This is a genomic window from Nannocystis punicea (genome assembly GCF_026965555.1).
Lineage (GTDB): Bacteria > Myxococcota_A > Polyangia > Nannocystales > Nannocystaceae > Nannocystis > Nannocystis punicea.
Genome location: NZ_CP114040.1, coordinates 12,147,774 through 12,173,185 on the forward strand (window position 1 = coordinate 12,147,774; position 25,412 = coordinate 12,173,185).

23 protein-coding genes are annotated in these 25,412 nt (G+C 72.1%); 11 read left to right on the plus strand and 12 right to left on the minus strand.

The window, feature by feature from the left end:
* Positions 1-581 precede the first annotated feature (581 nt).
* Complete coding sequence (locus tag O0S08_RS46690) at positions 582-1,640, minus strand: ATP-binding protein (protein WP_269036020.1); 1,059 nt, start codon at positions 1,638-1,640, stop codon at positions 582-584.
* A gap of 6 nt (positions 1,641-1,646) precedes the next feature.
* Positions 1,647-2,771: an alpha/beta fold hydrolase gene (locus O0S08_RS46695; protein WP_269036021.1), complete on the minus strand. Its 1,125-nt coding sequence runs from the start codon at positions 2,769-2,771 to the stop codon at positions 1,647-1,649.
* 75 nt (positions 2,772-2,846) lie between these two features.
* On the opposite strand from O0S08_RS46695, the gene O0S08_RS46700 reads away from it, so the two are divergent.
* Positions 2,847-4,403: a hypothetical protein gene (locus O0S08_RS46700; RefSeq protein ID WP_269036022.1), complete on the plus strand. Its 1,557-nt coding sequence runs from the start codon at positions 2,847-2,849 to the stop codon at positions 4,401-4,403.
* Between the two features lie 60 nt (positions 4,404-4,463).
* Here O0S08_RS46700 and O0S08_RS46705 read toward each other — a convergent pair whose 3' ends face one another.
* Positions 4,464-5,792, minus strand: coding sequence for an ArsB/NhaD family transporter (locus O0S08_RS46705; protein ID WP_269036023.1), 1,329 nt, complete (start codon positions 5,790-5,792; stop codon positions 4,464-4,466).
* Between the two features lie 141 nt (positions 5,793-5,933).
* Entirely contained in the window at positions 5,934-6,998 is a 1,065-nt protein-coding gene (locus tag O0S08_RS46710) for an endonuclease/exonuclease/phosphatase family protein (RefSeq protein WP_269036025.1), read from the minus strand.
* Between the two features lie 520 nt (positions 6,999-7,518).
* Between O0S08_RS46710 and O0S08_RS46715 the strand changes: the two genes are divergently transcribed.
* From O0S08_RS46715 to O0S08_RS46735, 5 genes are all read left to right on the plus strand, one after another.
* Complete coding sequence (locus tag O0S08_RS46715) at positions 7,519-8,142, plus strand: RNA polymerase sigma factor (protein WP_269036026.1); 624 nt, start codon at positions 7,519-7,521, stop codon at positions 8,140-8,142.
* Positions 8,139-9,401, plus strand: a complete 1,263-nt coding sequence (locus O0S08_RS46720; protein WP_269036027.1) for a tetratricopeptide repeat protein — start codon at positions 8,139-8,141, stop codon at positions 9,399-9,401. The genes O0S08_RS46715 and O0S08_RS46720 overlap by 4 nt, the downstream gene beginning before the upstream one ends.
* A 151-nt stretch (positions 9,402-9,552) precedes the next feature.
* Positions 9,553-10,455, plus strand: coding sequence for a hypothetical protein (locus O0S08_RS46725; RefSeq protein WP_269036028.1), 903 nt, complete (start codon positions 9,553-9,555; stop codon positions 10,453-10,455).
* 89 nt (positions 10,456-10,544) lie between these two features.
* Positions 10,545-11,513: a hypothetical protein gene (locus O0S08_RS46730; RefSeq protein ID WP_269036029.1), complete on the plus strand. Its 969-nt coding sequence runs from the start codon at positions 10,545-10,547 to the stop codon at positions 11,511-11,513.
* A 140-nt stretch (positions 11,514-11,653) separates the two neighbouring features.
* Complete coding sequence (locus O0S08_RS46735; protein ID WP_269036030.1) at positions 11,654-12,868, plus strand: hypothetical protein; 1,215 nt, start codon at positions 11,654-11,656, stop codon at positions 12,866-12,868.
* Between the two features lie 46 nt (positions 12,869-12,914).
* On the opposite strand, the gene O0S08_RS46740 is transcribed toward O0S08_RS46735, so the two are convergent.
* Positions 12,915-13,454 (minus strand): DUF1697 domain-containing protein, encoded by a 540-nt coding sequence (locus O0S08_RS46740; RefSeq protein WP_269036031.1) that lies wholly within the window; start codon positions 13,452-13,454, stop codon positions 12,915-12,917.
* A gap of 119 nt (positions 13,455-13,573) precedes the next feature.
* On the opposite strand from O0S08_RS46740, the gene O0S08_RS46745 reads away from it, so the two are divergent.
* Both O0S08_RS46745 and O0S08_RS46750 read left to right on the plus strand, forming a co-directional pair.
* Entirely contained in the window at positions 13,574-14,464 is an 891-nt protein-coding gene (locus O0S08_RS46745) for a hypothetical protein (protein ID WP_269036032.1), read from the plus strand.
* 476 nt (positions 14,465-14,940) lie between these two features.
* A complete protein-coding gene (locus O0S08_RS46750) occupies positions 14,941-15,903 on the plus strand; it encodes an AEC family transporter (RefSeq protein WP_269036033.1) in 963 nt (320 codons plus the stop codon).
* A gap of 237 nt (positions 15,904-16,140) precedes the next feature.
* Here O0S08_RS46750 and O0S08_RS46755 read toward each other — a convergent pair whose 3' ends face one another.
* The 3 genes from O0S08_RS46755 to O0S08_RS46765 all read right to left on the minus strand — a co-directional run bounded on the left by O0S08_RS46755 (position 16,141) and on the right by O0S08_RS46765 (position 18,602).
* Positions 16,141-17,280, minus strand: coding sequence for an RNA ligase (locus tag O0S08_RS46755; protein WP_269036035.1), 1,140 nt, complete (start codon positions 17,278-17,280; stop codon positions 16,141-16,143).
* Positions 17,281-17,336: 56 nt separating this feature from the next.
* Positions 17,337-17,927 (minus strand): hypothetical protein, encoded by a 591-nt coding sequence (locus O0S08_RS46760; protein ID WP_269036036.1) that lies wholly within the window; start codon positions 17,925-17,927, stop codon positions 17,337-17,339.
* 129 nt (positions 17,928-18,056) lie between these two features.
* A complete protein-coding gene (locus O0S08_RS46765) occupies positions 18,057-18,602 on the minus strand; it encodes an RNA polymerase sigma factor (protein ID WP_269036037.1) in 546 nt (181 codons plus the stop codon).
* Positions 18,603-19,406: 804 nt separating this feature from the next.
* Here O0S08_RS46765 and O0S08_RS46770 point away from each other — a divergent pair.
* The gene (locus O0S08_RS46770) at positions 19,407-20,012 is read left to right on the plus strand and encodes a hypothetical protein (RefSeq protein WP_269036038.1); all 606 of its coding nucleotides are present in this window, start codon (positions 19,407-19,409) and stop codon (positions 20,010-20,012) included.
* A gap of 67 nt (positions 20,013-20,079) precedes the next feature.
* Here the strand turns inward: O0S08_RS46770 and O0S08_RS46775 are convergent, their stop codons facing one another.
* Positions 20,080-20,394: an alpha/beta hydrolase family protein gene (locus tag O0S08_RS46775; protein WP_269036039.1), complete on the minus strand. Its 315-nt coding sequence runs from the start codon at positions 20,392-20,394 to the stop codon at positions 20,080-20,082.
* Positions 20,395-20,880: 486 nt separating this feature from the next.
* Here O0S08_RS46775 and O0S08_RS46780 point away from each other — a divergent pair, with 486 nt between their 5' ends.
* The gene (locus O0S08_RS46780) at positions 20,881-22,095 is read left to right on the plus strand and encodes a TIGR02452 family protein (protein WP_269036040.1); all 1,215 of its coding nucleotides are present in this window, start codon (positions 20,881-20,883) and stop codon (positions 22,093-22,095) included.
* Positions 22,096-22,147: 52 nt separating this feature from the next.
* Here the strand turns inward: O0S08_RS46780 and O0S08_RS46785 are convergent, their stop codons facing one another.
* Positions 22,148-22,780, minus strand: a complete 633-nt coding sequence (locus O0S08_RS46785) for an NADAR family protein (RefSeq protein ID WP_269036041.1) — start codon at positions 22,778-22,780, stop codon at positions 22,148-22,150.
* 54 nt (positions 22,781-22,834) lie between these two features.
* Here O0S08_RS46785 and O0S08_RS46790 point away from each other — a divergent pair, with 54 nt between their 5' ends.
* Positions 22,835-24,130 (plus strand): hypothetical protein, encoded by a 1,296-nt coding sequence (locus O0S08_RS46790; protein WP_269036042.1) that lies wholly within the window; start codon positions 22,835-22,837, stop codon positions 24,128-24,130.
* A 106-nt stretch (positions 24,131-24,236) separates the two neighbouring features.
* Here the strand turns inward: O0S08_RS46790 and O0S08_RS46795 are convergent, their stop codons facing one another.
* Positions 24,237-24,698: a TspO/MBR family protein gene (locus tag O0S08_RS46795; RefSeq protein WP_269036043.1), complete on the minus strand. Its 462-nt coding sequence runs from the start codon at positions 24,696-24,698 to the stop codon at positions 24,237-24,239.
* A gap of 106 nt (positions 24,699-24,804) precedes the next feature.
* Positions 24,805-25,311: a hypothetical protein gene (locus O0S08_RS46800; protein ID WP_269036044.1), complete on the minus strand. Its 507-nt coding sequence runs from the start codon at positions 25,309-25,311 to the stop codon at positions 24,805-24,807.
* Positions 25,312-25,412: the final 101 nt, after the last annotated feature.

Here is a 25,412-nt window from a genome sequence, read left to right on the forward strand (position 1 = left end):
GACGCCCGCCAATTCACATCCGTCCATCCTAGGACCGCTCGCGCCCCGAGACCGTGAGCTCGAGCATTGTCGGGCCCGGACAGGCCGCACACGGGGCCGGCGCCCCCCTCGAAGGCATCGTCCGAAGCCGCATTCTTCGCCCGCGCAGCGCCCGCCCCGTCTTCGCCTCGCAGGACCGTACGCGAACGTGGCGAGCGTCGCATTCGCGGCGCATCCCCGCGCCTCGGCCCCGGCGATCACTCCATCGTCGAAATCGCCGCGGAGCTCCGCTATATCGGTCGCCTCGCCGGCTTTCACCGCCGCACTCCAGTGACGCGCGCCACCGCCATCGGGCGCCCCCTGCGTGACGCACTCGACATACACGCGACGCAACCGTGGCGCGCTGTGGTCGACCGGTCTACGCTTCGATCAGCTCCGCGCCCGGGGAATCGTGGGTATGGATCTGCAGATCCGCGACGTGGCCGGCTTGAATCGACAGACTCGCCCTGCAGCTCGAACACGTATGCGTCGCTGCCGGACGACCCTCCTCGCTGTCATCACAATCACGGGTGTCCCGCTTCTGACACCGTCGGCGCCACCGCTCACTCCACCAGCCCGCGCGCCCCGATCTGCGCCGCGGCCTCGGGGTAGCGCTCGGCCCACATTCGCAGCGCCTCCATCGTCACTCGCTTGACCGCCGACCGCGCCGCCGGCGTGACGAGCTTGTCCCGGGTGGGGCTGCCCCACTGGACATCCGCGAGCACGACCGCCACCGCGGCCGACAAACCGCCGCGCCGCGCCGCCGCCCCACGCCGCGGAAAGAAGCTGCGCAGTCCGTCGAGCACCCCGTCGCGATGGGCCCCCTCACGGGTGCGGCCGAGGTTGACGAAGCTCTGGACCAGCGCATCGCGCGTCGAGCCCTCGCCCCACGCCAGCGCGACCTCGACGTCGATCGGCTCCTCGGGTCCGTTCACCACGGCGCGGTGGTGCGCCACCCCGCCGATCGTCTCGGGCGCGACCAGTCGCACCAATTCCGGTAGACCGCGCCCGTGGTACTCCCGGTCGCCCATCCAGGTGATCCGCAGCGAGGGTAGCAAGAACGACAGGTCCATCAATCGATGACGCAGGTCCTCGCGCCGCACGCCGACGGCGCTGAAGATCTGCGGATCGGCGCGGAAGCGAATGCGTGTACCCGAGGGCAAGCCGGTCGCCTCGACGCGCATCGGCTCCAGCGGCACGCCGCGGCTGTAACGCGCCGTCGCCTGCCGACCCGAATGCACCGTGACCACCTCGAACAGCTCGCTGAGCGCATTGACGACCACGAGACCGGCGCCGCCGAACCCGAGGTGGACGTGTGGACGATGCCCATCGACCGTCGGCAGATCGAAGCGCTGCTCGAGGATCTCGCGCAACGGCGGCCGCCCTTCCCCGCCCTGGACGGCGATCCCCGGCCCGTCGTCGGCGACGACGACGGTCTCGTCGTCCTCGACCCCGACGTCGAGACGAGAGCAGCGCCCGACGAGCGCCTGGTCGACGGCGTTGGCGACCAGCTCGAGCGCCATGTGCAAGATCCCGCGACCGTCTCGCAAGTCGCCCACGTACATGCCCGGCCGCTTGCGCACGTGCCAGCGCGTCTCCGTGAATTCGCTCGCCTCGTCCATCGGCTCCTACCAGTCGATCGCCACCGGCTCGAACCACCCCGGCGGATAGCCGCAGTCCTCGCCGCACTCGTCGATCACCCCGAGCTCGTGCGCGCTGACGCCGGTCACCTCGTAGGTCGAGCCGACCACCAGGCTCGCGCTCGCGCTCTCGGCCTCCGCGTCCCAGCGCAGCGCGCCCGTCACCGCGTCGGGCACGAACACCTCGCTGTTGCGGACGCACTTCACCCGCGCGCGCTCGAGCGCCGGCAGGCGCAGCACCTCGCGCAGCTCCGCCAGGCGGGCCGCCGCGATCGCACGCCAGTCGGCGTAGCCGAGCATCTCGAGCACGCAGGCCGCGAACACCCGCGGGCGGTCGAGCGGCAGCAGCGCGTCGCAGTCGTCCTCGCCGCGGAAGCCGGCCGTCTGGCAGCGCTCGACCCAGCGGTCGGCGATCCGGTACACCTCGCGCACGCTCATCCCCGCCAGCAGGATGTGCACCTCCGGCCGCAGCTCCGCCAGCCGCTCGAGCAGCGCGTCCTCGGTGCCCGCACGCAGCTCGTCGGCCAGCGGACCCGGCGCGTTCAGGAGCATCTCTCGGATGTCCGAACGGACATGGTCGAAAGCACATGTGATTCCGCGGTGCCCGGTCGCCGGCGACCACGTCCCGCGCCGGGTCGTCGCCCGCCAGAACACCGCGCGGCTGCGGCGGTGCTCGCCGACGGCCGCCCACGCCAGCGAGCGTCGCAGGTGTCGCAGCCGGCGCGACCGCGGCGGACCGGCGCCGATCGTCGGCTCGAACAGGACCAGCCGGCGCACCAGCTCGGGCCGCCGCAGCGCCGCGTGGATCGCCGCCGCGCTGCCACCGGCCCACGCCACCACCTCGGCCGCCTCGCCCATGCTCTCGATCACCGCGATCAGATCGTCCCCGTGGGTCGCCCACCACCGCTGCGGCTCGATCTTCCCGCGGCTGTCGCCCCAGCCGCGGCGGTCGTAGGTGACCACGCGGAGGTGCCGGGCCAGCTGATCGGCCGCGGCCGCGAACGCTCGCCGCGTCATCCCGGTCGCGTGCACGAGCACCACCGGCTCGCCCTGCCCGCGCGATTCGCCGACCAGCGCGACGCCGTCGGGCCGCCTGAGGGACCACGAGCGCACGCGCCATGGTTGCACGACTTCGCCGGCCCGTCAGCCCCCGAACAGCGGCGCCCGCCCGGCTGCTACCATGCACACATGAACTCGCTTACACCCCCTTGCCGTCTCGCCCTCGCGCTCGCGTTCGTGGGCGCGTGCCCGGGCGATCCCGCGACCACCAGCGACACCGACACCTCGAGCTCGACCGGCACGACGATGCCGGCGGACTCGACCGGCACGAACAGTGATTCGACCGCGACCACCGCCGAGCCGCCCTCGACGAGCGCCGAGCCGACCTCCCAGGGCACGAGCACGCCGACGACCACCGGCACCACCGACGACACGACCACCACCAGCGGCCCCGAGGAGGCCGGCCTGTGGCTGGTCCAGCTCGTCAGCGACGCGAGCGCGAGCGCGCACAGCATCGTCATCACCGAGCAGGGCGACGTCGTCGTCGCCGGCGCCTTCGCCGGTACCCTCGAGATCGGCGACGTCAGCCTCACCAGCGCCGGCGCCCTCGACCTGTTCGTCGCCCGCTGGACCGCCGCGGGCGAGCTCCTGTGGGCCAGTCGCTTCGGCGGCCCCGGCGGCGAGCACGAGGCCTCGATCACCGTCGGCGAAGGCGGCGACCTCCTGCTCGCCGCCGAGTTCTCCGACACCCTCGAGGTCCCCGGCCTGTCGCCGCTCGTCAGCCAGGGCATGACCGACATCTTCCTGCTGCAGCTGCACGGCGACGGCACCCCCTCCTCGATCCGCGGCTTCGGCGGCGAGGGCCAGGAGCTCGAGCCGCGCGCGGTCGTCGACGCCGACGGCAGCATCTTCCTCGCCGCCAGCTTCGAGGGCTTCATCGACGTCGGCGGCGGGCCGCTCGCCGCCACCGACGCGCACGATCTCCTGCTCGCCAAGCTCGACTTCGAGGGCGGGCACCTGTGGTCGCAGGTCTTCGCCAACTCCGCCGACATCTCCGCCCACGACCTGGCTCTCGGCGAGGACGGCGACGTCGCAGTCACCGGCTGGTTCGCCAACGCGATCGACTTCGGCGGCGGCGTCTTCGAGGACGGCGGCGCCTACGTCGTGGTGGTGGACGGCGACACCGGCGTCCATCGCTGGTCGCAGCAGCTCGGCAGCGGCAACTCGGGCGGCTGCGGCGCCCGCTTCGCCGCCGACGGCGGCCTCGCGGTGACCGGGTGGTTCCAGAACGCCATCGACTTCGGCTCCGGCCCGATCGCCGCCAACGACGAGCACGCCGATCACTTCGCCGCCCGCTTCGGCCCCGACGGCGAGCTCGCGTGGGGCGGCGCGCACGGCGGTCCCAACGTCGACTCCGGCTGCGCTCTCGGGGCCGGGCCGGACGGCGGCTGGGTCCTCGGCGGCACCTTCAACCAGCAGATCGACCTCGGCGGCGGGCCGCTGACCACGGAGACCGCCCCGTGCGCCTTCCTGGCCGGCCTCGACGGCGACGGCGGTCACCGCTGGTCGATGCCGCTGTGCGCCGCCTCGGGCGGCCAGGTCCATCGCCTCGCCACCTATCCCGAAGGACATGTGGCATTCATCGCCGGCTTCGCCGGTCCGGTCGAGCTGTTCGGCCAGCCGCTCGACGCCGCCAAGCCCTACGAGGTCGTCGCTCACGTCCCGGCTCCGCTGCTCGCGCCGTGATCGCGACCGCGGCCGCGCCGGAGACCGGCACGGCCGCCTCGCAGCCCTTCGCAGCGGGGCTCAGCGCAGGAACCAGAAGTACAGGTACGCGTGGGCGACCGCGATGCTGCCGAGCATCAGCGGGAACGCCAGCTTGGTGTACGTGAGGAACTTGAACTGGACGCCCTCGCGCTCGGCCAGGCCGGCGACCGTCAGGTTGGCGCTGGCGCCGACGAGGGTGCCGTTGCCGCCGAGGCAGGCGCCGAGGGACAGGGCCCACCACAACGGCATCGCGCCCTCGGCTCCGCCCATCGCCGGGGTCATACTCTTGATCAGCGGGATCATGGTGGCGACGAACGGGATGTTGTCGATGATGGCCGACAGCACCGCCGAGGCCCAGAGGATCACGATCGCGGTGACGTTGCGGTCGCCGCCGGTGACGTCCATGAGGCCGTGGGCGAGGTGGTCGAGCAGCCCGGCGTGCTCGACGCCGGCGACGACCATGAACAGGCCGACGAAGAAGAAGATCGTGACCCACTCGACCTCGCCGAAGATGTCCTGCACGCGGTGCGACTGGTCGTGGCCCGGGTGCTTGCGGACGTAGAGGAACATCAGCACCGCCGCGCCGAACATCGCCACGGTGCCGGGCTCGATGCCCGTCTGCCGCGCGGTGACGAAGCCCGCCAGCACCGCCGAGAGCACCCCGAGCGAGCTGACCAGGAGGCCAGGATCCTTGATCGCCTCGGCCGGGTTCAGCGCCATGATCTTGCGCTGCGCCTCCGGGTTGGCGCGCAGCTTCTTGCCCCAAATCCCGTGCAGCGCCAGCACCTGCAGCGCGATCAGCACGCCGACCACCGGCGCCAGGTTGCGCACGAAGTCGTTGAACGACAGCGCCACCGCCGAGCCGATGAGGATGTTCGGCGGGTCGCCGATGAGCGTCGCCGTGCCACCGATGTTGGACGCGAAGATCTCCGCGAACAGGAACGGGTAGGCCGGCACGTCGAGCTCGCGCGCCACCAGCAGGGTGACCGGCGTGATCAGGAGGACCGTGGTCACGTTGTCGAGCAGCGCCGACAGCACCGCCGTCACCAGCGTGAGCATGATGAGCAGCTTCCACGGCACGCCGCCGGCCTTGCGCGCCGACCAGAACGCGATGAACTGGAAGATGCCGCTCTTCCGCGTGATGTTGACGAGGATCATCATCCCCGTCAAAAGCGCGATGGTGTTGAAGTCGACGCCGTGGATGGCCTGCTCTTGATTGAGCACGCCGAGACAGATCATCAGACCGGCGCCGAGCAGCGCGACCACGGCGCGATTGATCTTCTCCGACATGATCGCGGCGTAGGTGAGGACGAGCAGCGCGGTGGACAGCCAGAGGGGATCGAGGCCGAAGATCACGTGTTCGGGCATGGCAAAGATGTCTCGTGGGTCATGATGCAAGAGCCAGCTCACGCCGAGCTCTTGCCTTCGCGGCGGGGCTTAGCCCAAGCGAATCGCGCTTGCTATCACCCGAACCGTGAGTCTACGCGGCGCGGTCTGCGAGGGCTGCAATCATGGCACAGCGAGCTCGACGACGATCGCAAAGTGATCGGACGTCTCGTGCTGCATCGGCCCGTAGCCCCACAAATCGACGACCCAATCGCTGGCCTGCCACGGCGCACCGGCGACGAACACGTGATCGATGCGCTGTGAAGGATCGTACACGGGCACCGGCTCGAGGTTGCTGTCGCTGCTCCACGCGCCCGCGAGCACGAACGCGTCGTCGAACCGCGGCCCGGCGCCGGCCTCGCCCTCGGTGAGCAGGACGTACGCCAGGTCATCTGTCCGCGAGTTGAAGTCGCCGACCAGGATCACCGGCAGCTCCGACGCGAGCGCCGCGGTCCGCTCGAGCACCACCGGCGCGCTCAGCTCCTGCGACGGCGAGTTGTTGTCGAAGTGAGTGGTGGCAAAGAAAAATTCATGATCGTCGGCGATCGCGCGCAGGCGGGCCCATGTGACCATCCGCGCGAATTGAGGGATCGAAAACCCGGTGGAGTACGGAACGTCGGGCGTCGGCGACAGCCAGTAGAAGCCGTGCTCGACCTCGGTGAACATGTCGCTGCGGTAGAAGATCGCCGCGTCGGCGTAATCGAGGCTCATGCTGTCGGGCTTGGCGAACCAGATGCTGGTGTAGCCCGGCAGCTCGGCCTCGATCTGCGCCACCTCCTCGCCGAGGAACAGCTCCTGCATCCCGATCAGGTCCGGGTCGTGGCGGCGGATCGTGTCCCCCGTGTACGGCACGCGCGCGTCCCAGTCCTCGAAGCCCTCGGGCGTGCAACCGGCGCACATCACGTTGAAGGTCATCACCGTCCACGGCCCGAGCGGCGGCACCACAGCGCCCGTGGTGCCCGTGCTCGTCTCCTCGGTGGTCGTCGGCGCCTCGCCGGTGCTGCTCGTCGTGCCGGTGGTCGTGCCGGTGGTCGTGCCGGCGTCGGTCATCGTGCTCGTGCCGCTCGCGTCGGCCGTGGTGCCGGCACCGCCGTCGTCGCCGCAGCCGGCAAACAGCACCAGCGCGCAGGCGATCGAGCTCGGCCTCGGTCGAGTGACGGACAGCTGTTTCAGTTGTTTGAACGACACGGCGCCGCGAGGATCGCCGGGCGCGCCGAGGCAGTCCAGGTCGCGCGCCGATTGCTACCTCGCCGCGGCCTCGCAGTCGCGACGACTCGGCGGACTCGGCGAAGCCGCGTCGGCCGCGACCTCGCAGGTCGCCACCAGCCATGGCGACCTCGCAGGTCGAGCGCCCTGGACCGGCCGACTCGCCTGCCGACTCGCCGAGGCTCGTCGGCTGGGACCTCGCAGGTGGGGTCGTCCCGGGCACCTGGCAACCTTGCCGCCGTCATCGCCCTCCCGGCCGCGGGCGGCAACGCAGCGTTCGGCCGCCCCGGCCGCTCACGGCACCCGGGCGGCGAGGCTCCTCTTGGCTCGAGAGCGAGGCGGCCGCTTGCGGCAACCAAGCTGAAACACCCGGCGAGCTGGCGGCTCTCGGCCTGAGAGCCGACGCGGCCGTTTGCGGCAAAAGCCGCCATCCGCGCCATCCACGCAAGTCCGAAATTATTCTGAGCCATCGGCGGTGGCTCGTGCGACCTCTGAGCCGGGGATGCCTCTGCGAGTCGTGCACAGCGACCACGAGCCTGCTCGGCCGGGACCGGCCGACGCCGCGACGTCGCTGCTCGAGCTGGTGCACACCGGCGACCCGCGCACCGGCGCGGCGCTCTTCGACCTCGTCGGGGCCCAGGTCAACCGGCTCGTGTGGCGCGTGCTCGGGGCCGACGAGGACCACGACGACCTCGTCCAGCAGGTCTTCGTCGCCCTGCTCGCCGGCCTGAAGCGCGTCCGCGAGCCCGAGGCCCTGCGCGGCTGGGTCGCCGCAGTCACCGTCAACACCGTGCGCAGCGAGATTCGCCGCCGCCGCGTGCGACGATTGTTCGGCATGCAGGCCGCGGCGGCCGAGCAGGTCCACACCCCCGCCGCCTCGCACGAGGCGCGCGAGCTGCTCGAGCGCACCTACGGCGTGCTCGCCCGCCTCCCCGCCGACGAGCGGATCGCCTTCGCCCTCCGCTTCATCGACGAGCAACCACTCGGCGACGTCGCCGCCGCCTGCGACTGCTCGCTCGCCACCGTCAAGCGCCGGCTGTCCGCGGCCCAGGCGCGCTTCCGCCGGCTCGCCGAGCGCGACCCCATGCTCGCCGAACACCTGCGCGAACTCGAGGTGAAGCGATGACGGACCCGCTGCAGCGCCTCGCCCGCGAGGTCGCCCGCAACCTCGGCGACGGCCCCGGACCGGTCCGCCGCGAGCGTCAGCGGGCGGCCGTCGCCCGCCTCACCGCCGCGCCCCGCCCTCGCCGCGAGCCCAACGCCTGGTGGCTCCTGCCCCTGGCGGCAGCTGTCCTTTTGGCCATGTTCCTCGCCCGCCCCGCGACCCTGAGCGCGCCGCTGACGGTGACGGTCGCCCAGCAGGCGGTCATGGTCGGCGCCTGGCTCGCCGCCCCCGAGCGCGAGGCCCTCGTCCTCGACTTCTCCGACGACAGCCGCGCCGAGCTGGCCGCTCGCGCCGCCGCCCGCCTCACCCGGGCCGAGCCCGCGCACGTCGAGCTCGCGCTCGAGCGCGGCACCGTCACCCTCCACGTCGTGGCCGTCCCCGACCGCGCGTGGTCCGTCAGCGCCGGCCCGTTCACCGTCGCGCTCACCGACGCCGACGCCAGCGCCACGTGGATCTCCGCGACCGCCACATTGATCGTCGAGGTCCACCGCGGCAGCGTCGACGTCGCCGGCCCCGACGGCGCGACGCACCTGCGCGCCGGCCAGCGCCTCGAGCTGCGCGACCGGTCGGCCGAGCCCGGCCTCCTCGCGCGCAGCGACGTCCCCATCACTCCCCACGCGAACGCTTCGCCCGCGCCAGCGGGCGATCTTTCAGCCGAGGCCGCGCTCCTCGAAGCATCCTCCGGCCCCACCCCGGCAGCCGCTCCGTCGGCCGATGCCCCGCTCCTCGAAGCGCAGGCCATCGATCGCCCCTCCGGCCCTCGCGCGAGCCCCCCGGCCGCGAGCTCGTCCCGCTCCGCCGCCCGCTCGCCCGCTGCGAACTCCTCATCCTCGTCGGCCGGCTCGCCCGCCGAGACCGCGTGGATCGCCCTCGCCGAAGCCGGTGATTGCGCGGCCGCCCTCGCTGCCGCCGAGCGCCACGGCCTCTCGCAGCTGCACGCCACGCTCGCCGCCGCCGACCTCGACCTGCTCGCCCACTGCGCCCGCGTCGCCGGCGACGCCCCGCGAGCACGCGACGCCCTGCTCGCTTTGCGCCGGCGCTTCCCCGCCGATCCCCGCGCCCACACGGCCGCCTTCCTGCTCGGCCGCGTCGCCCTCGACCTCGACCGCGACCCCGCCCGCGCCGCCGACTGGTTTAAAAAGTACCTGTCCGAAGCGCCAGACGGTGCATTGGCCGCCGACGCCCGCCGCCGGCTCGACGAGCTCGACGCGCTGCACTAACAGCCGCGCGACAATGCGCCGACTCCGCTCATTCGCGCGACGAGCCCGTCGCGTTCGCGACTCGCGCCATTGTCGATCGGACCGCTCGCCTCGCCGCCGTCTCCCCATTTAAAAAATGAGCCGTCGTCTCGACCTCACGCGACTCCAGGGCATGCAGACATCCCTTCGCTCTTCCCTGCCGATCGCGCTCGTCCTGGCTCTGGCCGGCTGCGATGTCCTCGACCCGATCATCACCACCGGCTTCACCTCCGAGACAGGCCCCTGGGAGACCTCGACCGTCACCACCGACGACCCGTCGGCCGGCAGCGCCTCCGACACCACCTCTGACACCACCTCCGACGGCGCGTCCACCACCACCGTCACCACGGCTGACCCCACCAACGCGTTCATCTTCCCGGCCGATCCGCCCGCGCAGTGCGACGTGTGGGCGCAGGACTGCCCCGCCGGAGAGAAGTGCGCCGCCGAGGGGCCGAAGCCGCTCAACTCCGGCAGCATCACCTGCACCCCGATCGCCCCCGACCCCGATCAGCTCGGCGAGCCGTGCCAGCTGCTCGTCGAGGGACACCTCGGGCCCGACACCTGTGACATCGGCCTCTATTGCTACGACGTCGATCCGGTCACCCAGCAGGGCACCTGCGCCTCGCTCTGCACCGGGAGCCCCGACAACCCCAGCTGCGGCGCCGGGCAGGTGTGCCTGAACACCAACCTCCCGATGTGTCTCACCGCCTGCGATCCGCTGCTCGGAGGCTGCGCCGGCGACGACCTTTGCCTCATGCTCTCGACCGGGTTCGGCTGCTGGCCCGACGACAGTCAGCCTCAGCACGGCTTGTTCGAGGGGTGCGAATACCTCGACACGTGCGACAATGGCCTGTTCTGCGGCAACTCCGAGGGCGCCAGCGAGTGCGACCTCGACAGCGCTGGCTGCTGCCTCGCCTACTGCGATGTGAACGCCCCCAACACCTGCCCGGGCGTCGGCCAGCAGTGCCTGCCCTTCTTCTCGCCCGGCGACGCCCCGCCCGGATACGAGCACCTCGGCGCCTGCTTCCTGCCGTGACCCCGCCGATTCGCCCGCGCCTGCTCGCGGGGCCGCGGGCGGGCAAAATTTGCTGAGCCATCGGCCCCGGCTCGCGCGACCTCTTGCCCATGCGACGACCCCTCGTCCTCGCCCTCGCCTTCGCCGGTTGCGGCCCGGGTATTCTCGACCCGATCCTCACGGCCGGCTCCGCTTCGTCCGGCCCGGGCGACACCACCGCGCTCGAGACCGGCCCTCCGGCGGAGGCCTCGGCGTCGATCTCCTCGACCTCCGGCCCCGCGACCGACGGCACCTCGTTCATCACCTCCGCCTCGACGGTCACGTCCTACGACGACTGCACCTTCGTCTGCCCCCCCACCACCACGGGTGACGACAGCGTCTTCATCATGCCGGCCGACCCGCCCGCGCAGTGCGACGTCTGGGCGCAGGATTGCCCCGCCGGCGAGAAGTGCGCCGCCGCCGGGCCGCCGCCGCTGACCACCGGCAGCATCGCCTGCGCCGCGATCGTCCCCGGCCCCGACCAGCTCGGCGAGCCCTGCCAGGTGCTCGTCGAGGGCCACCTCGGGCCCGACACCTGTGACCTCGGCCTCTATTGCCACAGCGTCGATCCGGCCACCCAACAGGGCACCTGCCGCCCGCTCTGCACCGGCCACTCCGACGACCCGGCCTGTCCCTCCGGACAGGTCTGTCTCAACACCGCCCTGCCGATGTGCTTCGCCGCCTGCGACCCGCTGGTCCACGACTGCGCGGGCGACGACACTTGCATCTGGATCGATCCCCAGTTCGGCTGCTTCCCCGCGGGCAATCAGCCGAAGAATGGCCTGTTCGAGGCGTGCGAATACCTCGACCAGTGCGAGGACGGCCTGATCTGCGTCGACCCCGCGGGCGCCGGCGAGTGCGACCTCGAGGGGGTCGGTTGCTGCCTCCCGTTTTGCGACCTCGACTTCCCCGACACCTGCCCCGGCGTGGGCCAGGTGTGCCAGCCCTTCCACCAGGGCAAGCCGCCGGCCGGCCTCGAGCACCTCGGGCTCTGCTCCCTCCCCTCACGCCGCGCCGAGGACCTCCGTATGACTTTTTAAACATGTTCCTATAAACATGTCCGTTCGGCCACACTCGTGTGCGCCGCCGGTTCGTCGCGAAGGCGCGCGGCGAGGGGTCCGATGAAGCTCCGCAGGCAACAGTCGCCGAACGTCGAGGCATCGGGCATCCTTCACCGGCGATGGCTCGCCGCGCCGCATGTCTGCTCGCCGCCACGGTCTGGCTCACCGGCGTGGGCCCTGCCCGCGCCGCCACGGTCGTCCTGGTCCACGCCCCCGACGCGCGCTGGCGGCTCGCCGAGCTGCGCGTCCGCGACGAGCTCCGCTCGCTCGGCATGACCGTCACCGACGCCGGCCCACGCGGCCGCGACGACGGCGCGATGGCGACGCTGATCGCCGAACAGGCAGCCGTCGCCGCCGTGCAGATCTCCCGCACCGGCGAGCGCGCCGATGTCACTCTGTGGTTCGTCGACGCCGACACCTCGGCCCCGCGCCGCCTCGAGTTCGCGGTCGAGGACAGCCTTCAGCCCGGTCTCGTCGCCCTCCGCGCCGCCGAAAGGGTCCGCACCGAGACCCGGGCCCGCCCCGCGCCCGAGCCTGCCGCCCTCGCCTCGACGCCCCCCGCCGCCTCGCTCGTCCCGCTCGCGCCCGCCTCGACGTCCCCCGCGCAATCCTCCACGCCGATCGAACCAACCTCGACCGCTCCGACCACGACCACCAACCCGCCCGCCGCCTCGACGCTCGTCCCTCTGCCCGCCGCTCCCCCGCCCGCGCCGTTCTCCGGCCCGCCACCACCCACGGGCCCCTCGCTCCCGGAGTTCACGGACGACCTCCCGCCTGCGCTTCCTGCCGCGCCTGCGCCTCCGGTCCGCCGTCACGGCCTGCTCGTCGCTGCGACGATCGGCGGCGGCCCGGGCGGCGCCGGCCTGCTCGCGGGCCTCGACCTCGCCGGCCGGCGCGAGCTCGGCCGTCGCCTCGAGTTCAGCGGCGGCGTCACCACTCTGGTGACGTCCGGCTGGCGCGAGGATGTCCGCGGATCGATCTTGCTCGGCGTGGTCGCCGGCCGCGCGCAGCTCGGACCACGCTGGCAGCTGGGCCCGCGCACGACGCTGCGCATCGGCCTGGGCGGCGGCGTCGGTCTGGGCTGGGCGGTCGGCCGCGCCAACAGCCCGTACCGGGGCGTCAGCGATGTCCAGCCGGTCGGCATGCTCTCGGCGACCCTCGCCCTGGCCGTGCGCCTCGGCCCGCGGCTGTCCGCGCACGGCGGCCTCGCGGTCGACGTCCTGCTGCCCCCGCTCAGCATCCGCAGCGGCGGCGTCGAGGCCTTCCGCGTCGGCCAGCCGCTGTTGCGCGGCGTCCTCGGCCTCGCCTGGGACTGGCCGCTGCGGCCCAGGTGACGCCACCTCGAGCTCGGCGTCCTCGCTCGGGGACGACGGGCGCGACTCAACCGCCGGCCATCTCTGCGACCTGCTGCACCGTCCGCCAGTTGCGGGCGGTCAGCGGCGACCCGACGACCCGATCGATCAACGCCGGCGTCCACTTCGAGCGCCCGACCCCGCCCGGGTAGTGGAACCACAGCACCTCCCCCGCCGCCACCACGCGCTCGCCGAGAGTCGCCCGCTCGTTCAGCTTCGTCACCGCGTCGGTCCGGGGCGGCCGCTTCGACACCCCGAGCAGCACGCGATTGGCCTCCGCCTCCGCCTCCGACCGCAGCGGGCTGCCCGCCACGATCTGCCGCCACTGGGCGGCCGTGCGCACCATGACGTCGACGTGCATCCCGAACGCCCGCGTGATGCCCTGCTCGAGCGCCGCCTCGTGGGTGTCCGTCGAGCCCTCCGCGTTGAACACGACGTTGCCGCTCTGGATGTACGTCTGCACCGCGGCGAAGCCGAGCTCGCCGCACAGCCCCCGCAAGTCGGCCATCGGGAGCTTGCGGGTGCTGCCGACGTTGATGCTGCGGAGGAGCGCGATGAACGTGGTCATGTGGCGCTCGATCGTGCGCGCGCGAGCCGGCCGCTGGCAAGTCGAAAGCGGCAGCCGGTCGCGACATGTTCGATCGGTCATGTGCTCGCTGGGGCGGCGCCGTGGTACCGTCGCGTCCGATGTCCAGCGACACCTTCTACATCGAGATCCGGCCGCTCCAGGACGACACCGTGGAGCTCGTGTGCACGACCAGCACCGCCGGCGGCGTCAACGACTACGCGCTCACGCGATCGTTCGTGCTGATGGCGCTGGCGGACGGCATGCCGTACGCGGGCGACAACCCGACGCCGCTGCAGAAGGCGATGCAGGAGGTCGGCGGCCCGACCCCGCCGGTGTGGCAGGAGAGCTTCCACCGCGAGCACGTCGACAAGTTCATCGCCTCGACCGAGCTGGTCGAGCGGATCGGCATCGTCACCGACGAGCGCGCCTGGCAAGAGGGCCGCTTCCGCGACGAGCCCGACTCCTATAAAAAATTCCCCTCCCACCAGTTCGTCCTCCGCGCCCGCGTCACCGACCCGCGCTACCTCGAAGGCCTGACCCCCGGCTCCAGCTTCGGCACCACCGCCTTCGACGCCTGGTGGGACGACCCCGCCCGCCCCAGCCGCGCCGAGATGGCCGCCGTCGAAGCCCGAGCCTCGCGCTGGTTCCCGCCGAGCAAGAAAGCCGCGAGCGAGAAGAAGGCCGCGAGCAAGAAGGCCGCGAGCAAGAAGGCCGCGAGCAAGAAGGCCGCCAAGAAGGCCGCCAAGAAGGCCCCGGCCAAGAAGGCCGCCAAGAAGACGGCGAGCAAGAAGGCCGCCAAGAAAGCCCCGGCCAAGAAGGCTACCAAGAAGGCCCCAACCAAGAAGGCTACCAAGAAGGCCCCGACCAAGAAGGTCCCCAAGAAAGCCCCGGCCAAGAAGGCCGCCAAGAAAGCCCCGGCCAAGAAGACCGCCAAGAAGACGGCGACCAAGAAGACCGCCAAGAAGGCCCCGGCCAAGAAGGCCGCCAAGAAAGCACCAGCGGCCGAGTGAGTCGCCGAGGGCGCCTCGCCGCCCTCGCAACACGAAGGCCTCGAGCTGATGAGGATTGGACTCGGTGCCTCGTCGGCCTCGAATCACGACGGTCTCGAGCTCCCGCCCGCGAGGCGACGAGCCTCGCCTACCGCGCCTCTCATCGTCGCGCCATGACATGTCCGATCGGGCATGTCACCGCTCATCTCGGCCCGATGGGTTGTGCGACGCCCCTCGCAACCCTCGATCCCGCCAGCCTCGCGCGTTCATCGACCCACCTCGCCCTCGATCCCGCCAGCCTCGGCTGGCCAAGGTCACGCTCGGCGCGATGGGCCGCGGCGACGAGACCGCCGGCCGCACCGCGACGCGCCAGCCCGGCGGTGTCCTCCCCGTGCGCGAGCCCTGCGCGGCCCCGGTCTCGCGCCACCTGTCCCTTTCGCCAGCTCGCCCTCCGACCTGCGGACAGTGAGCGCGATCGCGAGTAAAACAGCTCGCCCGTGCCGACCGGCGACGTCCTTCCCCTCCTGAGCACCCTGTTCGGGCTCGTCGCCGTCGGCCAGCTGCTCCGGCTCACGGCGGCCTTGCCGACCACCGCCCCGGACATCCTCGCGCGCGTCATCTTGCGGGTCACCATGCCGGCGCTGATCGTCGTCATCCTCGCCGACGCGCGTCTCGAGCCGGCGCTCGCGCCGGCGGTGCTCGCCTGCACCGTCGCCCTGTTCAGCGCCTGCGCCCTGGGCGTCCTGCTCATGCGGGCGCGCGGCGCCTCGCGGCCCGCCCAGGGCTCCGCCGGCGTCACCGCGGCCTTCGCCAACACCGCCTTCCTCGGCGTCCCCTTCGTCCTGGCCGTGTTCCCCGGCTCGCACGGGGCCGCCACCGCCGCGGTGATCATCGACACCGTCGACACCACCGTCCTGCTGCTCACCTTCGGCGTCGCCTTCGCCGGCGCCATGGCGCGGCCGCGGGTTCCGGTCCAGAGCCCGCTCCGCGCGCGGCTCTTCCGCGCCGCCGGCTCCTTGCTGCGCCAGCCGATGATCGTCGCCGTGCTCGTCGGCCTCGCGCTCGCCGTCAGCGGCCTCGCCTTGCCCGCCGCGCTCGCCCGCCCGCTCACGCAGGTCGGTCAGACCACCCCCGTCCTCGCCTTCCTCACCATCGGCCTCGGCCTCGACCTCCGCTCGCTACGCGGCCAGACCGTCCCCCTCGCCGGCATCGCCGCCATCAAGCTGCTCGTCGCCCCCGCGATCGCCTGCCTCGTCCTGCTCGCCCTCGACGTCCGCGGCGACGTCGCCCGCACCGCCGTCCTGCAGGCCGCCATGCCGACCGCCGTCGTCTCGACGATCATCGCCACCGACGCCGGCTGCGACGGCCAGCTCGCCGCCGCCGCCTCCGTCGTCACCACCCTCCTGTCGCTCGCCACCCTCCCGCTCGTCCTCGCCTGCCTGCAAGCGATCGGCCTGTAGTCCATGTCTTATAGGGCATGTCCTCGAGGTCATGACCTCTAAGCCATATCTTTGAAGACATTTCGCAAGGGACAGAAGCCAGCGAGGCGAGACGACGGCCTCACCTCCCGCTCAGCCGTCCTCGCCCCCCGCGAGCGCGGCTCCAGCGACCCCTCGAGCCCGCGGCTGAGCTCCCCGAGCCGGAGCAGTTCGTCCTCGCCATCCCGGCGACGTCGCCCGCACTCCGGCCTCACGCTTTCAGGCGTCGTCGACCGGCCCGCGAGCGCGCGGCTCGACCGGCACCCCGAGCTCGCGGCTGAGCTCCCCGAGTCGGAGCAGTTTTTCCAGGTTCTGCAGCGACATCTCGGCGAACACCGCCGCGATCGACTTCGCCTTGCCCTTGCGGACCGCGAACAGGATCGAGTTGTAGGGCAGGTCGCGGACCGACTGGCCGAACGTGCGGTCGTCGGCGATCTCCTTGCCGCGCTCCAGCGCCGCCTCGGCCTCCGCGCGGAGGGCGAAGAAGCGCTGGCGCACCGCCTCCCAGGCCGGACGGGCCTCCGGGAAGTAGGCCAGGAATTCGTCGCTCTCGTTGGTGCGCACCACCTCGAGCAGGTGGCGGAGGTTGGTCGCCCCGCGCATGTGGTGCAGCGCCACGAACGCCGGCGACTTGATCTTCACCCTGTGGAAGCGGGCGTCGCGGGCCACCAGTCCCTCGTGGCGGGCCGGGTCGAGCTCGCGGGCGAGCTGCAGCGCCTGCGCCAGGTCGCTCACCGCGTGCGTCGGCACCAGCGACCACCCGTACGCCCGCGCGAACGGGTCGGGCTCGACCTCCTGCATCGTCGTCAGGTCGCGGGCCCCGTGCAGCAGCAGGCGCGGGGTCGCGTGGCGGATCAGCACCGGGTCGCTCGGCAGGCACATCTCGAACATGAAGCAGTGGTCGGCGCGATCGGGCAGCGCATAACCACCCTCGTGGAACACCTTCCAGAACGCCTCCGCCACGCTGCACCCGGCTCCGCGCAGCTGCCCCGCCGCGTCGGGCAGCGACGCGCTCGCCACGTGCCACGCCCCGCGATAGGCGTACAGCGTGCACAGCGTCCCGTCGATCTTCTCGAACACCCGCGCAGTGCCCCAGTCGATCGGCGCCGCGTGGCCCTCGTGGGCGTTGAAGAACTTGTCGTACGGGTACGCCACCGGGCGAAAATCGTCGGCCTCGTCGACCACCAGGCCGCGACACTGCCGGGCCACCGGGTCGCCCATCGGCGTCTCGATCATGTCGTACTTGAGGAGGACCAGGTGAGGGTGCTCGCGGTGGCGGCGGGTCTGCAGCGCGAGGCGCCGCACCAGCCCGTCGAGCCCCTCGCTGCGGAGCGCGCGGACAGCGTCGATATCGGACATAAGGCCGCGCAACTTGCCAGAGGATCGGGCGATTCGCAAGACCCCCTCCTTTTGGACTATGTACAATCGCCGTCCCGGCCGCGGCAGCCCGCCACCAGCTCCGTCAGCCGCAATTCGAGCGCGAGCCGGTGCTCGCGGCCGCGCAGCTCGGCCTGCTCGATCGCGTGCATCAGCATCACTACCGCCGCCGCCACCAGCAGCGCCAGCGACACCCCCAGCATCGCCAGCGAATTCAGACCGGGCGCGGCGGCGGCCAGCGCCCCCACCATCAGCACCATCACCAAAGTGAAGCCGAAGGCCATCCGCGCCGCCGCCCCGCGATCGCGCCGGTGGTGCACCGCCCCCCGCCGCAGCACCCCCGCGGCCCACAGCGACCAGCTGGCCCCGAACCCCGCGCACAGCGTCAGCATGGCCCGGGCCAGCGGCGCCAGAGTGTCCGGCTCCGTCATCACCAGCGCCGCGCACACCCCCGCGCCGATCAGCCCCGTCGCCGCCACCCCCGCGTGCAGCAGCCGCTGCAGCGGCGAGAGCGGCCGCACCAGCATCGCCTCCACCTCCTGGCGATGCCGCTCGCGCAGCGCCGCGCTCACGCGCGTCTGCTCGAGCGCGATCAGCCTGTCCGAGAACCTGTCCGAATGGTCAGCCATCACTCCGCTCCTTCCAGCACGGCCCGCAGGCCCGTCGCGCGTCGAACGATCGAGACTTCACAGCGCCCGGCGTATCGCCAGGGCCCCCGCGATCGGCAGGTTGTCGCAACCTGTCCGAATGGTCAGCCATCACTCCGCTCCTTCCAGCACGGCCCGCAGGGCCCGTCGCGCCTTGAACAGCCGGGACTTCACCGTCCCCGGCGGGATCGCCAGGACCTCGGCGATCTCGGCGATCGACAGGTCATCGAGGAAACACAGCGTGAGCACCTCGCGATCGACCGGCGGCAGGCGAGCCAGCCCGGCGTAGACCTGCTCCGCGTCGGTCCAGCGGGCCAGCGGGTCGTCCTCGTCGATCGGCTCCGGCGCCTCGGCCGCCGCGCGCTCGCGTTCGGCGTAGCGCCCGCGCAGGTGGCTCATCAGCGTATTGCGGGCGATCGTGTACAGCCATTGCGGGAGGCACCGCGGCTCTCGCAGCCCGTCGATCCGCGACAGCACCGCCAGCCACACCTCCTGCAGCACCTGCCACGCCTCCTCCTCGTCGACGAGCATCCGCCGGACGTAGAAGAACAGCCGCGGCTCCCACGTACGGACCAGCTCGGTCAGCGCGGCCGGTTCGCCCCGCCGGCAGCGGAGCGCCAGCAGCTCGTGGCGGGTACGATCGGTCTCTCGGCTCATGGGGTGTTGTTCGTACAGTCGCGGGCGGGGGGGCTCCGGTTCACGCCCGGGCAAAAATTCTCCGAGCCGTGCGGCTTCGACGAGGACGTCTGCGACCACGACGATACCCTGCTCCTGCTGCGACGTCCCTGCCCTGGATGCCTGGGTACGGTCCGTACAATTTCTCGTCGACCGCCGGCCGGCCCTGGACCGCGGCTGCGAGGCCTGCTCCTGCTGCTCGGCGAATAACCGCCAGACCTGCCCCTTCAGACATATATACATACCATTCACGGCGCGCCGGTCGCCGCGCTGAGGTGCGATGAATGTCGCATACGCGGGCACTCGCGGCCCGCCGCCGCCTCGTGTGGGCGACGGCCGAGCCGTGTAGACCGGCGAATGGCCGCGAACGTGGCGATCGGCCCTGGCGTGCGCGGCGGGCTCCGGAGCCGCCGCGGGCGCGCCGCTTGTCCAATGAATCCGGCCAGTTCCTCCTGAACGGCCGCCGGCGGCCCGGACGCGGGCCGCGGCGCGCTCTCCGAACGCGGCGGCGCGGCGGGCGATTCACACGATTGATTATGTATATTGTGTAGCGCGTTACATCCCTTCGGACCGGCGACCGCAATTCACCGCTGCGCGGGCTCGTCCGGCGACGGTCGGCACCCGCGATTTCACCGGTCTATTCGCGGCACGGAGCGGCGGCGACGGGCCCGCGCGGCCGTTCCTGGCCACAATTCGCGATTGCTCGGCCGCGCGACGCAATCATCCTTCGAGTCGGGACCGGCGGCGAGATCGACTCGCCGTCATCCGGAAGAAAGGATGCTCACCATGTCTCGCAACATTCTCATGTTGGCCCCTGCGCTCGCGTTCGCACTGCCGTTCGTCACCTCCCAGCCGACGATGGCGCGTCCACTCGCCTCCCAGGCCCCCGAGACTCAGTGGGACGCCCGTGACGGCGACGACGACGACGACGACGACGACGACCACGACGACGACGACAAATTCATCGCCCTGAAGGTCTGCTTCAAGGCGCAGCTCGTGCTCGCCGAGGACCAGTTCCGGTCCTACTCGTGCGACATGGTCGAAGGCCCGCAGTGCCTGTCGAACTGCACCGCCGAGGCGGTCGCGCCGCTGTGCCAGACGGAGATCGCCAACCGCGCCCGCGGTGGCGACTTCGCCTCCTGCCAGGAGGAGCGCCTGGCCGCCTGCCGCAGCCAGTGTGAGTCCGGCGGCGCCGCCTTCTGCCGGCCCGACGACGAGCTCAAAGCCCGCGGCAAGGACGACCACGACGATCACGACGACGACAAGAAGGACCACGACGACGACAAGGACGACAACATCGACGCCGACGTCGACATCCACGAGGAAGACGGCCTGATCTTCATCGACGTGCAGGTCTGCCTCGACCTCAAGGTCGACGAAGACGACATCTGATCCGCGCAGCGCCCAGCGCACGGCCGCGACCGGCGCATCGCCGGTCGCGGCCCCTTTCGTGTCCCGCTCACAGCGCCTGCACGAACTCCCAGATCTGCTGCCCGCCGAACAGCGGCCACCCGTGCGTGCTGTCGTCGTAGCCGCCCTCGCTGTGCTCGCACCACACGACCGGCAGGCCAGCGTCGCAGCCCTGATACGCGGCGCAGGCGTGGCTCTCCGGCTCGGCCTCGACCGCGGCGTGCACCTCGGCGATCGGCGGCGCGGTCTGTTCGTCGCAGCCGTTGCGCGCGCGCCAGAAGTCGCGCGCCTCCTCGCCGTCGGCGAACGGCACGTGGATGTCGGCGACCCGTGGATCACCAGCGCCGCCACGCGGTCGACGCAATCCTCCTTCTCCGGCAGGTACCCGGCCACCGGCGCGATCGCCAGCAGGCGGTCGCCGAAGCGGCAGCCGAGGATGTTGACGAAGTGAGCGCCCGAGCTGGTGCCGGCAGCGAACACCCGCGCCTCATCGACGCAGTAATCGTTCGCCAGCCGATCGAGCACCTTGTTGAAGAACTCGGCGTTGATCTCGCGCTCCCCGTCGCCCTCCCAGCCGGTGCCGCCGAGCGACGTCATGTACACCAGGATCGCGTGGTCCTCCATCGCCGCCTGGAACCCGGCGCAGTCGCCGTCCTGACAATTGGGCCCCGTGCGATTGCGGCCGTGGAACGCGAATCCCAGCGGGTACGGCGTATCCGGGTCGTAGTTCGGCGGCAGCGACACGATGTACTGCCCTGATTGATCCTGCACCTCGATCGTCAGGGCCCCGCTCGCAGGATTCATCACCCCACAACCCGCGCTGCCGACCGCTCCGGTGGTGCTCGCAGTCGTGCTCGCGTCGGTCGTCGCCGGCTCGCCGGTCGTCGCCGGCTCGCCGGTCGTCGCCGGCTCGCCGGTCGTCGGCGCCGCCGTCGTGTCCGTGCTCGTGCTCGTGCTCGTCGACGCAGTCGTCTCGCCGGTGGTGGTCGCATCGCTCGCCGCGGCGGTCGTCGTCCCCGGCGCGTCCGTCGTCCCCGTCGTGGTCGTCGTGGTCGTCGCGTCGGTGCTGCCGTCGCCGCCGCCCGAACAACCCGCCGCGAGCCAGGCCGTACACGCGAAAATGCGCAGTCTGCGAATCATGCCGCACGCTACCAAATCCGCCGCGGGCGGGCGAATGGCCGGGCGCGCTCTCGATCCGTCGACGCGGGCCCGCCCGATCGGCGAAGCTCTGCCCATGCAGGATCCGCGCGAGATTTCCCGGTCCGACGCCGCGGCCATGGGGGCCGAGGCCCTGAAGGTCTGTCACGCCGGGCGATATACCGCCCCGTCGGGCCGCGTCGTCGAGCTGCGGGACGCGATCGCCCGCGCGGTCGCCGGCACCGTCGACTTCCCGCCCTCGCTCGCCCTCGACACCGCCCCGGGCGGCAGTCGTGCCACTCGCATCGAGGTCGTCAATGTCAGCACCCTGTCCGCCGCGCGTCGGCTCCACGACGACGGCCGCGACGTCGTCGCCCTCAACTTCGCCTCCGCGCGCAAGCCGGGGGGCGGCTTCTTGACCGGCGCCCGCGCCCAGGAGGAGTCCCTGTGCCGCGCCTCCGCGCTGTACGTATGTCTCGAAGGACAGGCGATGTACGGCGAGCGCGGCGGGTGGCACGACGCGATGCACGGCGACTGGATCGTGCACTCGCCGGGGGTCCCGGTGTTCCGCGGCGACGACGGCCCGCTGCTCGAGCAGCCGTGGTCCTGCGGCTTCATCACCGCCGCCGCGCCCAACCGCAACGCCCTGCGGCGTCACGCGCCCGAGCGCGACGCCGAGCTGCCGCAGGTGTTCGCCGGCCGGATCGCCCGCGTCCTCGCGGTCGCCGCCCGCGCCGGCCACGACGGCGTCGTCCTCGGCGCCTGGGGCTGCGGCGCCTTCGGCTGCGACCCCGAGCTCGTCGCCGCCCAGTTCCACGCCGCCCTCGCGGGCCCCTTCCGCGGCGCCTTCGCCCGCGTCGTGTTCGCCGTCCTCGACACCAGCCCCGAGCGCCGCACCATCGGCCCGTTCGAGCGCCGATTCGCCTGACCCTTGGAGCATGCCCTCTCGAGCATGCTCTCAAAGACACCTCACATCACTCTCATCGCAGCCTGAATCGTACCACCATCAGCGCGAACGGCATAGTGCGCGCCAGCGCCTGCGCGTCCCGCTGTCCCATGTACAGCAGGGACATCCCGGTCGCCAGCAGCGCCTGGCGCACGAGCGGGTGGGCCGACACTTTGGCCTCGGTCGCCCGCGCGATCAGGCCCGCGTGCGCCGGCGAGTCGACCGCGATCTCCTCGCCGCGCCAGCGAAACGTCCGCCGCCCGCCCGTGCCGACCCGCCGCCGCCCGGAGGTGCCCGCCGCCACCGCCGCGCGCAACGGCTCGCCCTCCGGCACCTTCAAGCATTGATAGAAACACCACACGCTGCGGCACGCGAGGCCGTCGAGCACGAACGGCGCGGGCGAGTCGCTGGACAGCGGCGCGCCCGAGATCATGTGATTGAGGGGTCGCCGCTGCTGGGCCCGCAACGCCGCGTATTCGGCCGGCCCGAGCTTCAGCGCGCGGGCCTCGTGCTCGGCCGCCCGCGCGTCCCCTACGATCGCGCGCCGGCCCTCGTAGAGCAGCCCCTCGAGCTGCGGGTCGTTCGGGTCGATCGACCGGCAAGCATCGTCGACGCCGCGGCTCCTCAGCAGCTCTCGCAGCGGTCGCCCGTCTCGCGCGCTCGCCATCTCCCGATTGTACCGCCCTCGCGACCCGCGGTGATTTCTTGTTACCCTCGCGGCATGTCGAGCCGCGCCGCTCCTCCGCGCTCCCTCGCCGCTGCGCTCGCGCTCGCCTGCTGCAAGGCCAACGCGCCCGCCGGCGAATCACCGCCTGTCTCCGCCCCGGCGGAGGCGCCCGTCGAACCCGAGGCGCGCCCCGACCTCGCCGCGCCTCGGCCCGCCGCCGAACCCGCGCCGAACTTCACTTCCGGTCCGCTCGACTACGCCGCCAGCGCCACCGGCGTCCTCGTCGTGTGGTCGCGCCACGACGGCGAGGCGAGCGAGATCGTCGCGCAGCGGCTCGACCCTCGCGGCCGACCACTCGGCGCCCCCCGGCTCGTCCTCCGCACCGAGGGCGAGATCGTCGACCTCGCCCTCGGCACCGCGAACGGCGGCACGTGGATCGCCCACGTCGCCGCGCTCGGCTCCGAACCTCCGAGCGGCCAGCTCGGCGTCGTCGCCCTCACCGACGACCTCTCCGTGACGAGCGCGCGCGTCCTCGATCGCTTCACCGCCGAGGCGCTCCTCGCCTGGGACAGCTCGCGCGTGCGAGCCCTCGCCCTCGGCCCCGACACCGCCGTGGTCGCCTCGCTCGGTGCGCCCGTCCCCTGCCGCGATCGCGTCGTCGGCGGCACGCGCCCGTGCCCCGGCTATCATTTGTTTGCGATCCGCAGCGACGGCTTCGAGCGCGTCGGCCAGGTCGGCGTCGACGGCGGTCAGTCGAGCATGGGCGCCCTCGTCGACCTCGGCGCGGGGATCCTCGTCGACGTCTGGGCCTGGCACGGCGGCCCCAGCCACGCGGACCTCTATCTCCCGCGCGGAGCCGCCGCCACCTCGACTCCGAAGTTTCGCCGCGTCCCCTGTCGCCCGCCGATCCGCCGCGGCTTCGACGGCGAGGCGCTGGTCTCGTGGTGCGCCGGCGACGACGCCGGCATCGACGAGCTGTGCCGCCTGAGCGACGACGACGCGACGGCCGCGTGCGCCCGCGTCCACCGTGTCACCCTCGCCGATCGCCTCCTCACCCCGCGCAAGGAGCCACTCGGCCCCCCGCTCACCGCCCGCTCACCGCGCTGCAGCGGAGGCCGGCCGGTCCTCGACCTCGCCTGGCAGGGCGGCTCCCTCCGCCTCGACCCGCAGGCCCCTGGCGCCGACCTCGACCTCCGCCCCGAGCTGGGCGTGTGGACCGGCGAATACGGCCTGCAGATCGCCGGGGGCGGCCAGATCTCCCGCCTCCGCTGCGAGCCCGACGATCGCCTCACCCGCGACCCGGAGCCCGCCGCGCCGCTCGACCTCCTCGCCCCCGCGACCGCCGATTGAAAGATAAAATGTCCCCCGGGACATGCCTTTCAACACATGTCCCGGAGGACAAGAGGCAGACCGACCGTGGGCTGTCCCCGGGGACAGCCCACGGCGCCCGCCGGGCTCAACGGTTGAGGTTCCAGATCGACGCGTTCAGGGCGAACGCGAACGTCACCCACAGGAGGTGCGGGATCTGCAGGAAGCCGGCCGCCGGGCGGATCTTGAAGAACGCGCGGGTCATCGACACCAGCGCGAACCACTGCACGCCCACGCACACCAGCGACAGGTCGGGGCGGTGGAGGCCGAAGAACAGCGGGGACCAGGCGGCGTTGAGCATCAGGGTGAGGAAGAACAGCCCGATCGCCCACGGCAGCAGCGGGTGCTTGTCCTTCCGCGCCACCAGGTAGACGCTGAGGCCCATCATCGCGTACAGCGCCATCCACACCGGGCCGAACACGGAGTCGGGCGGCGTCCAGTCCGGCTTGTGCAAGCGGTGGTACCAACGGTCGGGCCCGAAGAAGTATCCGGACAGCGCGGGCATGTAGGCCACGCCGATCCAGAACAGCAGGCTCAGGGGTGACAACAATCGGCGGCGGTGCATAATCGCAAGACTGAGGGTGATCGGAACTCGCGGCAACTCGCGGCGATCGCGTCGGGTCGAGCGCCGCTCGAGCCCGCTGCGCGCCGCGGCGTCAACCGTCGTGCCAATCCGCGAGCGTGGTCAGCAGCGCCGTCGCGAACTCGGCCGTCGATTCAGCGGACACTCGCGTGAACGGGAACTCGCGCACCGACGCGTGGCGGAACGCCCCCAGCTCGTCGAGGAACAGCGCGCTGCCGAAGGGCAGCGGGTTGCCGATCTCGACCACCGGGATCCACGCCCGCAGCGCCTCGCCGCTGGCGCGCGCCGTCTCGTCGACCTCCGGCAGCGAGCGCCACGTCGTCTCGACGTACTCCGCGACCACCCGCCGCGCCGCCTCGATCGTCCGCCGCTCCGCGCTCTCGACCGCCAGAGTGGTGATCGAGTTGGTGGCGATCCAGTGATATTTTTCCAGGAATTCGACCAGGCTCGCCGGCAGCGCGCGCCCGAGGCGGTGGCGCAGCGCCACGATCGAGCCCGGCAGCGCCCCTCGCGGGGCCCGCTGCAGCCGCGCTCGCGTCGCCAACCACTCGAGCGCCGCGTCGAGTCCGTCACGCGTCATTCCATCGTCGTCGTCGTCGTCCATCACTCGCGTCCCCCGAGCGCCCGCGTCGCCACCTGGGCCACGACCGCCTCGACGCGGCAGCGAGGGCCCGCGGGCGC

Coding starts and splice junctions, on each gene's coding strand:
- O0S08_RS46690 (WP_269036020.1), bottom strand. CDS start 1,640: ATGGACGAGGCGAGCGAATTCACGGAGACGCGCTGGCACGTGCGCAAG.
- O0S08_RS46700 (WP_269036022.1), top strand. CDS start 2,847: ATGAACTCGCTTACACCCCCTTGCCGTCTCGCCCTCGCGCTCGCGTTC.
- O0S08_RS46705 (WP_269036023.1), bottom strand. CDS start 5,792: ATGCCCGAACACGTGATCTTCGGCCTCGATCCCCTCTGGCTGTCCACC.
- O0S08_RS46715 (WP_269036026.1), top strand. CDS start 7,519: ATGCCTCTGCGAGTCGTGCACAGCGACCACGAGCCTGCTCGGCCGGGA.
- O0S08_RS46720 (WP_269036027.1), top strand. CDS start 8,139: ATGACGGACCCGCTGCAGCGCCTCGCCCGCGAGGTCGCCCGCAACCTC.
- O0S08_RS46725 (WP_269036028.1), top strand. CDS start 9,553: ATGCAGACATCCCTTCGCTCTTCCCTGCCGATCGCGCTCGTCCTGGCT.
- O0S08_RS46730 (WP_269036029.1), top strand. CDS start 10,545: ATGCGACGACCCCTCGTCCTCGCCCTCGCCTTCGCCGGTTGCGGCCCG.
- O0S08_RS46735 (WP_269036030.1), top strand. CDS start 11,654: ATGGCTCGCCGCGCCGCATGTCTGCTCGCCGCCACGGTCTGGCTCACC.
- O0S08_RS46740 (WP_269036031.1), bottom strand. CDS start 13,454: ATGACCACGTTCATCGCGCTCCTCCGCAGCATCAACGTCGGCAGCACC.
- O0S08_RS46745 (WP_269036032.1), top strand. CDS start 13,574: ATGTCCAGCGACACCTTCTACATCGAGATCCGGCCGCTCCAGGACGAC.
- O0S08_RS46755 (WP_269036035.1), bottom strand. CDS start 17,280: ATGTCCGATATCGACGCTGTCCGCGCGCTCCGCAGCGAGGGGCTCGAC.
- O0S08_RS46760 (WP_269036036.1), bottom strand. CDS start 17,927: ATGGCTGACCATTCGGACAGGTTCTCGGACAGGCTGATCGCGCTCGAG.
- O0S08_RS46765 (WP_269036037.1), bottom strand. CDS start 18,602: ATGAGCCGAGAGACCGATCGTACCCGCCACGAGCTGCTGGCGCTCCGC.
- O0S08_RS46770 (WP_269036038.1), top strand. CDS start 19,407: ATGTCTCGCAACATTCTCATGTTGGCCCCTGCGCTCGCGTTCGCACTG.
- O0S08_RS46785 (WP_269036041.1), bottom strand. CDS start 22,780: ATGGCGAGCGCGCGAGACGGGCGACCGCTGCGAGAGCTGCTGAGGAGC.
- O0S08_RS46790 (WP_269036042.1), top strand. CDS start 22,835: ATGTCGAGCCGCGCCGCTCCTCCGCGCTCCCTCGCCGCTGCGCTCGCG.
- O0S08_RS46800 (WP_269036044.1), bottom strand. CDS start 25,311: ATGACGCGTGACGGACTCGACGCGGCGCTCGAGTGGTTGGCGACGCGA.